Origin of the sequence: Ornithobacterium rhinotracheale DSM 15997, assembly GCF_000265465.1 — a bacterium.
Lineage (GTDB): Bacteria > Bacteroidota > Bacteroidia > Flavobacteriales > Weeksellaceae > Ornithobacterium > Ornithobacterium rhinotracheale.
Genome location: NC_018016.1, coordinates 364,385 through 372,500, shown reverse-complemented (window position 1 = coordinate 372,500; position 8,116 = coordinate 364,385). Strand labels below are relative to the sequence as shown.

Genomic DNA, 8,116 nt, shown 5'->3' with positions numbered 1-8,116 from the left:
ATCTTGGTGCCTGTTTATATAAGAAATTTCCCAACCTTTTTCTTGTGAATGTACAAGCTTTGTAACGCCAGTGTTATCAATAGTGATTTTGTATGTGATTGCAGGATTGAAATCTAAAATTTTTCGTAAGAAACATTTTATGCTCATTCCATGTGTAAGGACTAGAAATTTTCCTTCTTTGTGTTTTAATATTATTTGTTCTTTTATAAATTTATACATTCTACGCTCCACTTCCTCTTGTGATTCTCCGTTTGGAGCCTTAAATGTATAATTATTAGCATTAATTTCATCTAGTCTTTCTTTTGTGTATATCTGATTTCTTGGAAGTCCTTCCCAATCCCCTTGAGAAAGTTCCTCTAATTTATCCGAATAAATAATATTATCTGGAGTGTTGGCAATAAAAGATATAGTCTCTTTTGCCCTCACAGAGGTGGAACAAAACATTTTATCAAAGATTATTTGACTTTCCGAAATTCTTTGTTTTAAGCTTTGAGCTTGCTGTTTACCTGTTTCGTTGATATGTAAATGGCTTGAGCGTCCTCCAATTTTATTATTAATACGGTTGTATTCAGTTTCTGCGTGTCTTATTAGGTATATTTCTATCATGTTCTAAGTGTTTTTTGTAAAGTTAGTATTTTCTTTTTTAACTATTAAACAGGTAAACTTTTTACTGACGATTTACAACAAATGTAAGAAGAAAATTTGTAACTATCACTATATTAGTCGCTTGGTAGTGTTTTGTTGTCCGGTATTAACACTACCTACTTCCCGATACAGAACTCACTAAAGATAGTACCCAAAATATCACGATCGACTTCGATATCGCCCGTGATGCTTCCCAAGTGGCGAATTGCCTCTCGCACATCTTGCGCCATCAAATCCCCAGGGATATTCATTTCGAGTGCTTGTTGCGTGGCTTGTAGACTTGTCAAAGTTTTCTCGAGTGCTTCTTTGTGACGCGCATGGGTGATAATCGTGTCGCTAGTGTTTTTCCAATCTTTTACAAGACTAGCGATTTCGGTCATTAAATCAGAAACTTGAACAGGATTTTTAGCCGAAATTCCAAGATTTTTTACACTGGCAAAGTTTTCCTTTAGCGATGAAATTTCATCGGAATTAAAGAATTCTGGGTTAAATCCATTTCGCACATCGATTTTATTCTCAATTAAAAATAGGTGAATTCCTAAATTTTTAATCGGTTGCAGTAATTTTGTAATTTCTTCAGGTTGAGTGTTTTCGGTGTCGTATAAAAATAGAACTAATTTCGATTTTTTGGCATTGGCAATGGCGCGTTCTACCCCTAGAGCCTCGATGGTGTCTTCGGTTTCGCGAATGCCCGCCGTGTCGATTAATCTAAATTTAATCCCATTAGCAATCACTACATCCTCTATGCTGTCGCGTGTTGTTCCTTCAATATCAGAAACAATGGCTTTATCTTCGTTCAAAATACTATTGAGTAGCGAAGATTTTCCCGCATTCGGCTTACCCAAAATCGCAATTGGAATTCCGTCTTTTATCGCATTTCCGTATTGAAACGAATCTATCAAAGCTTGAATGTGCGTTTGTAGATTTTTAACCAAAAGTAGAAACTCCTCTCGGTCGGCAAATTCCACATCTTCTTCGGTAAAATCCAGTTCCAATTCCAGCATCGCAGCAAAGTGAATGAGCTGTTTGCGCAGTTCTTTCAATTTGGTCGAAACGCCACCACGCATTTGGTTCATCGCTAAATCATGTGCCGCTTGCGTGTCCGAAGCGATTAAATCCGCCACGGCTTCGGCTTGCGCCAAGTCTAATTTTCCGTTTTTAAAGGCACGCAAGGTAAATTCGCCCGCATTTGCCATGCGTGCGCCATTTTTTAAATATAAATCTATGATTTGCTGAATGATGAACGACGAGCCGTGGCACGAGATTTCTACCGTGTCCTCGCCCGTGTAGGAATTTGGATTTTTAAACACAGAAACCAGCACTTCATCAATCCAATTGCCTTTGTTGTCTACTATATCGCCAAAAATCAAGGCGTGCGATTTTTCCGAAATCTTTCTTTTTTTATTTTTAGGTTGAAAGCATTTTTCGGTGATTTCAAAAGCCTTTTCGCCAGAAATTCTAAGTACAGCAATTGCAGCTGATTGCATGCCCGTAGCAGGGGCAATGATGGTTTCTTCGTAGTTCATAAATGCAAAAATACGATTTTTATATATTTTTTAATTTTCAAAATTTAATCATGAAAATTATTTTGTAATTCCTTCTAATTTAAATAAAAAGGCAAATTCAAAAGCGGTTTCTTTTAGATAATCAAATCGTCCAGATGCACCCCCGTGTCCAAAATCCATTTCGGTTTTAAACAAGATTTTACTTTCTCCTTGGTTGAAATCTCTCAGCTTTGCCGCCCATTTTGCAGGCTCAAAATATTGCACTTGGCTATCGTGCAATCCTGTGGTGATGAGCATGTTGGGATACTTTTGTGCCTTGATGTTTTCGTAAGGGGAGTAGGATTTCATGTAATGATAAAATTCCTCATTGTTCGGATTTCCCCACTCGTCGTACTCGTTGGTAGTGAGCGGAATCGTCTCGTCGAGCATTGTGTTGATGACATCTACAAAAGGCACTTGTGCAATGATTCCGTTCCAGAGTTCGGGTGCTTGGTTAGCAATTGCTCCCATGAGCAGTCCGCCCGCACTTCCACCCTCGGCATACAAGTGTGCTGGCGAAGTGTAGTTTTCTTGGATTAAAAATTTGGCACAATCTATAAAATCATTGAATGTATTTTTCTTTTTAAGTAGTTTTCCGTTTTCGTACCAAGCACGCCCCATTTCTTCGCCCCCACGCACATGGGCAATGGCAAAAACAAAACCTCGATTTAATAATGAAAGTCTTGTGGTAGAGAAACTTGCGTCGAGCGAATAGCCGTAAGAACCATAGCCGTAGAGTAGGAGTGGAGTGTTTCCGTTTCGAGGCGTATCTTTTTTATAAACAACCGAAATCGGAATTTTTGTGCCGTCTTGTGCAGTGGCAAAAAGCCTTTCAGATGTATATAAATCTTTGTTGAAGTCGCCTAAAACTTCTTGCTGTTTTAGCAATTTTCTTTCGCCCGTTACCATATTTTCATCGTAGACCGACGGCGGGGTAACCATAGAATTGTACACAAATCGCAACTCTTGTGAATTGTATTCTTCGTTGCCGCTTGGGTATACCACATAGGTGGGATCGTCAAAACTTACGAGTTTTTCTTCCTTGGTTTTTCGGTTTTGAATGACTAAACGCGTGAGTCCGTTAAACCTTTCAGTAATGACTAAAAAGTCTTTAAATTCTTCTACGCTTTCGAGCAAAACATCGCTGCGGTGCGGAATGATTTCTTCCCAATGTTCTACCGTAGTTTTATCAAGCGGACATTGCATAAGCTTAAAATTCTCGGCTTGGTCATTAGTCATGATTAAAAATCTGTCTTCCAGCGGCACCACGCTGTATAAAACATCTTTTCGGCGTTTTTGGAAAACTTGAAATTCGCTAAAAGGCTCACTGGCTTTGATGAATCGCTCCTCCGATGAAGTGGTAGCCGATGAATAAATTAGGATATAATCACGATTTTTAGATTTATAAACTCCGATGTAATTGGTTGGGTCTTGCTCATGATACACACAAACATCTTCGCTGGCTTGTGTGCCCAATTGGTGGCGTTTAATTTTTTCGCTTAAAAGTGTTTCTGTATTATTTTCGGTGTAAAAAATCGTTTGATTATCATTTGCCCAAACGCTTGAGCCCGAAGTGTTTTGGATGCCTTCGTCGTAGATTTTTCCTGTTTTTAAATCTTTAATAAAGATTTTATATTGTCGTCTTGAAACTTCATCTACGCCAAAAGCCAATAATTCGTTATTTGGACTGATAGAGAAACCTTTAGCATTGAAATAAGCTTTGCCTTCTGCCATTTCATCTACATCTAGCAAAATTTCTTCTGGCGTATCAAGCGATGCCTTTTTTCGGCAAAATTTATAATATTGTTTGCCCTCCTCGGTGCGAGTGTAGTAATAATAGCCATTGATAAAGGTTGGTACACTTTCATCTTTTTCCTTGATTCGGCTACGCATTTCTACAAAGAGTTTATCTTGCAGATTTTTGGTATCTGCCATCATTTCCTCGGCATAGATGTTTTCTTGTTCTAGATGAGCAAGCACGGCAGGGCTATCTTCTGTTTTTTTGAAATAAGCATTCATCCAGAAATAAGGGTCGTTTACACGCTCTCCGTGAATGTCGCGCACATAGTCTTTTTGTTCAGCCTTAGGAAAAGGAATATTGGGCCAATTGGGAGTATTCATTGTTTAAAAATGTATTTTAATTTGAAAGGGTAAATGTAGTGAAAAACAAAAAATCCTTTCTATTGTAGAAAGGATTTTTAGTATTAAAAAACTTAAAAATATGAATTTTTAATCTTTTTTCTCTGGTTTAGGCAATAAAACTTTTCTTGAAAGTCTCATTTTACCAGTCTTTTTGTCGTTTTCAAGATATTTCACCTCGATTTCGTCGCCTACTTTCACCACATCTTCTACATCGTTTACGCGGCTCCACTCAAGCTCTGAAATGTGAACTAGTCCTTCAACGCCTTTTTTGATTTGAACAAATGCACCAAAAGGTTTGATAGAAACTACGGTTCCTTTATAAACGCCTCCGATTTCTGGCTCAAAAGTAATGTCTTTGATTCTTTGAACAGCGGCATCCATTCCGTTTTGGTCTACACCCGAAATTTCCACAACTCCGAAATCGCCATCTTCTTCAATTGAAATGGTAGTGCCTGTTTCTGCTTGAAGCTCTTGGATTACTTTTCCACCAGGTCCAATAACTGCACCGATGAAGTCTCCTTTAATTCTTAAAGTAACAATTTTTGGAGCCGTTGGTTTGTAATTTTCGTTTGGTTCAGGAATAGTTTCTAAGATTTTATCCAAGATGTGCATTCTACCTTCGTGTGCTTGCATCAAGGCTTTTTCTAGGATTTCGTAGCTAAGTCCTGCGATTTTGATATCCATTTGGCAAGCAGTGATACCGTCGCGAGTACCGGTTACTTTAAAGTCCATATCTCCTAGGTGGTCTTCGTCTCCTAAGATGTCTGAAAGCACAGTCCATTTTCCAGATTCTGTATCGGTGATAAGTCCCATGGCGATACCAGAAACTGGTTTTTTGATTTTGATACCGGCATCCATTAAAGCTAAAGTTCCTGCACACACAGTTGCCATAGACGAAGAACCATTTGATTCTAAAATTTCAGAAACTAAACGAATAGTGTATGGATTATCGGCTGGAATCATTTTTTTCAATGCACGCTCAGCTAAGTTTCCGTGACCTACTTCGCGGCGAGAAGTTCCTCTAATTGGGCGAGCTTCACCAGTTGAGAATGGTGGGAAATTGTAGTGTAAATAGAATTTTTTGTCGTATTCTTCTACAATGCTATCGATTCTATCTACATCAAGTGACGAACCAAGGGTTACGGTACTTAATGATTGAGTTTCCCCACGGGTAAAGATTGAAGACCCGTGTGTTGCTGGCAAATAATCTACCTCGCACCAGATTGGGCGAATTTCTTTTGGATTTCTACCATCTAAACGAACATTTTCGTTTAAAATCATTTGGCGAACTGCCTCTTTTTTGGTGTCTCCAAAATATTTATCGATTAAGGCTTCTTTTTCTTCTAATTCTTCTTCGCTAAATTGAGCTTTGAACTCAGCCAAAACAGCATCAAACTTCTCAGAACGCTCGTGCTTATCGCTTGGCTCTTTAGCCACATCATATAATTTTTGATAAAGCTCATCATGGATTCTTTGCTCCAATGCTTCATCATTCACTTCGTGGCAGTATTCTCTTTTTGGGAAAGATTTTCCTACTTTTTCAGCCAATCTTTCTTGTGCCTCGATTTGCTCTTTGATAGCTTCGTGAGCAAATTTAATGGCTTCTACCATTTCTTTTTCAGAGATTTCGTTCATCTCACCTTCCACCATTACCACAGAATCTTTAGAAGCTCCTACCATAATATCTAGGTCTGCTTTCTTCAATGTTTCTAGGTCTGGGTTGATGAGTAATTCTCCGTCCACGCGCACTACACGCACTTCAGAAATTAAGCTTTTGAAAGGAATATCGGTTAATGCCATTGCGGTAGATGCTGCAAGACCAGCCAAAGAGTCTGGGATCACAGTTCCGTCGTAAGACATAACGCTTATGATTACTTGGACTTCTGCGTGATAATCTTTTGGGAACAAAGGTCTCATCACGCGGTCAACCAATCGCATTGTTAAGATTTCATCATCCGTAGGGCGACCTTCTCTTTTGATAAAACCTCCAGGGATTTTCCCTGCGGCAGAGAATTTTTCGCGGTATTCTACGGTAAGCGGCATAAAGTCTACGCCATCTTTAGCCTCTTTCGCTCCTACTACGGTAGCAAGGAGCATGGTGCCACCCATCTTCACTACCACTGCGCCATCGGCTTGCTTAGCAAGTTTTCCGGTGGAAAGGGTAATGGAACGCCCGTCTTTTAGACGGATTTCTTCTGTAAATTCTTGATAATTATTCATACGATAATTTATAGTTACCAAAGGTAAGGCAAATCTTGTGATTTTCAGTAATTAAATTCAATTTTTTTGCCTAGCCCTTTGTTTTTTTGAGTATAAAAAAACAGCCATAACATGTAGTTGTGGCTGCTTTCAAAAAATTTTGTGCGAAAAAAAATTATTTTCTGATACCTAATTCTTTAATGATTGCACGGTATCTTTCGATGTCGTTTTTGATTAAGTAATCTAGTAAACTTTTTCTTTTACCTACCAATTTCACCAAAGCTCTTTCAGTGTTGAAATCTTTTCTGTTCACTTTTAAGTGCTCAGATAGGTGGTTGATTCTGTAAGTGAAAAGTGCGATTTGGCTCTCTGGAGATCCTGTATCGTTAGCGTTTTCTCCGTACTTTTCAAAAATTTCTCTTTTCTTTTGTGGGTCTAAATACATTCCAATATTGTTTTAAATGATTATTATGTATGTTTTGAGGTGCAAAAGTATGCCTTTTTATTGAATTACCAAACTTTATATGGAAAAATCTTAGTTGCTTGAAAGCAAGTTGAATATTTTAACAAAAAACATGTTTGTGGTTATTAAAACATTTTATAGCTTTGCAGCAATTCTATGAAACAGTGTGTACAACGTATAATGAATTGTGATAAGTTTAACAACTTTTTCTTGCATAGTTCAAGAAAAAGCGTAAACACACACACACACACACACACACACACACACACACACACACACAATTATATACCTTATAATATAGTTTGTCTGTTTGCTTGTGCAAATGCTTCTTTCCTTTATTTAAAAACCAAAAATATTGTTGCTAGCTTGTTGCTAGCTATACTATATTGTATAAAGAGACTAAAGCCAAAGTTCCGTTTAGGAGCATTGGCTTTATGTTTATCTAAAAATAAATGTTTTTGCAGTGCCCTACACTGTAAAATACTTTTTTTCATATACTCTCGTGGAACGCGCTTCCTAGTAGAATGTTTTTTTTCATACTTAATTTTTCTAGCGAAACCGTTAGAAAAGTTGTTATGTAATGTTCGCTATGAGAATAGCCGACAATCGTTTTTAAGTTTTAGCCTTGCTGTAGTATTCCCTAATACTGCAGTAAGGCTTTTTTGTTGAAAGTAGCACAGCTTTATAGCTGTTAATATAAATGAGAAGTTCTTTGGGATTTTGTATAGTGTTAGTGTTTTCTTTCTTCTTCTTTTCTCTTGATAGAAAGTCTTGCGAAGACTTGGAGCAAGAGTATGTGAAAGCAAAAGATCAAGAGCGAAGGCAGCGGTTTGCCTGCGGCACGGGGTTCGCCTCCGCTATTTGAAAGCCTTTAGCTTTCAAGTTCGCTATGGAGGCTCTCCCTAAACCTGCCTTCACTCACCACCACGCGTAAGCTTCGAGCATTCCAGCTCAAACAAAGCGAAGCGTTACCGAGCAAGTGCATGGGCAGTAGGCGGAGCGGAGCGCGTCCGAGGGATGAGCCTAGGGAGAAAGGGAGGCAAGCCCGCGTAGTCCTACGGTACGCAGTAGCCCATTTCTCTTGCTCTTGCTCCACATACTCCGCTGTCGCGGACTTTGATTA

The 8,116-nt window shown here is 38.5% G+C and carries 5 protein-coding genes (1 of these 5 only partly in view); all 5 read right to left on the bottom strand.

Going from position 1 to position 8,116, the window contains the following annotated elements:
• Positions 1 to 606: the 5' portion of a histidine phosphatase family protein gene (locus ORNRH_RS01690; protein ID WP_014790185.1), read on the bottom strand. It extends 6 nt beyond the left edge of the window; 606 of the gene's 612 nt are visible here — the first part of the coding sequence; the start codon lies at positions 604 to 606; its stop codon lies beyond the left edge, outside the window.
• Positions 607 to 761: 155 nt separating this feature from the next.
• Positions 762 to 2,171, bottom strand: coding sequence for a tRNA uridine-5-carboxymethylaminomethyl(34) synthesis GTPase MnmE (gene mnmE, locus ORNRH_RS01685; RefSeq protein ID WP_014790184.1), 1,410 nt, complete (start codon positions 2,169 to 2,171; stop codon positions 762 to 764).
• Positions 2,172 to 2,228: 57 nt separating this feature from the next.
• The gene (locus tag ORNRH_RS01680; RefSeq protein ID WP_014790183.1) at positions 2,229 to 4,310 is read right to left on the bottom strand and encodes a S9 family peptidase; all 2,082 of its coding nucleotides are present in this window, start codon (positions 4,308 to 4,310) and stop codon (positions 2,229 to 2,231) included.
• 108 nt (positions 4,311 to 4,418) lie between these two features.
• The gene (locus ORNRH_RS01675) at positions 4,419 to 6,551 is read right to left on the bottom strand and encodes a polyribonucleotide nucleotidyltransferase (protein WP_014790182.1); all 2,133 of its coding nucleotides are present in this window, start codon (positions 6,549 to 6,551) and stop codon (positions 4,419 to 4,421) included.
• A 154-nt stretch (positions 6,552 to 6,705) separates the two neighbouring features.
• Positions 6,706 to 6,975, bottom strand: coding sequence for a 30S ribosomal protein S15 (gene rpsO, locus ORNRH_RS01670; protein ID WP_014790181.1), 270 nt, complete (start codon positions 6,973 to 6,975; stop codon positions 6,706 to 6,708).
• Between the last annotated feature and the right edge of the window lie 1,141 nt (positions 6,976 to 8,116).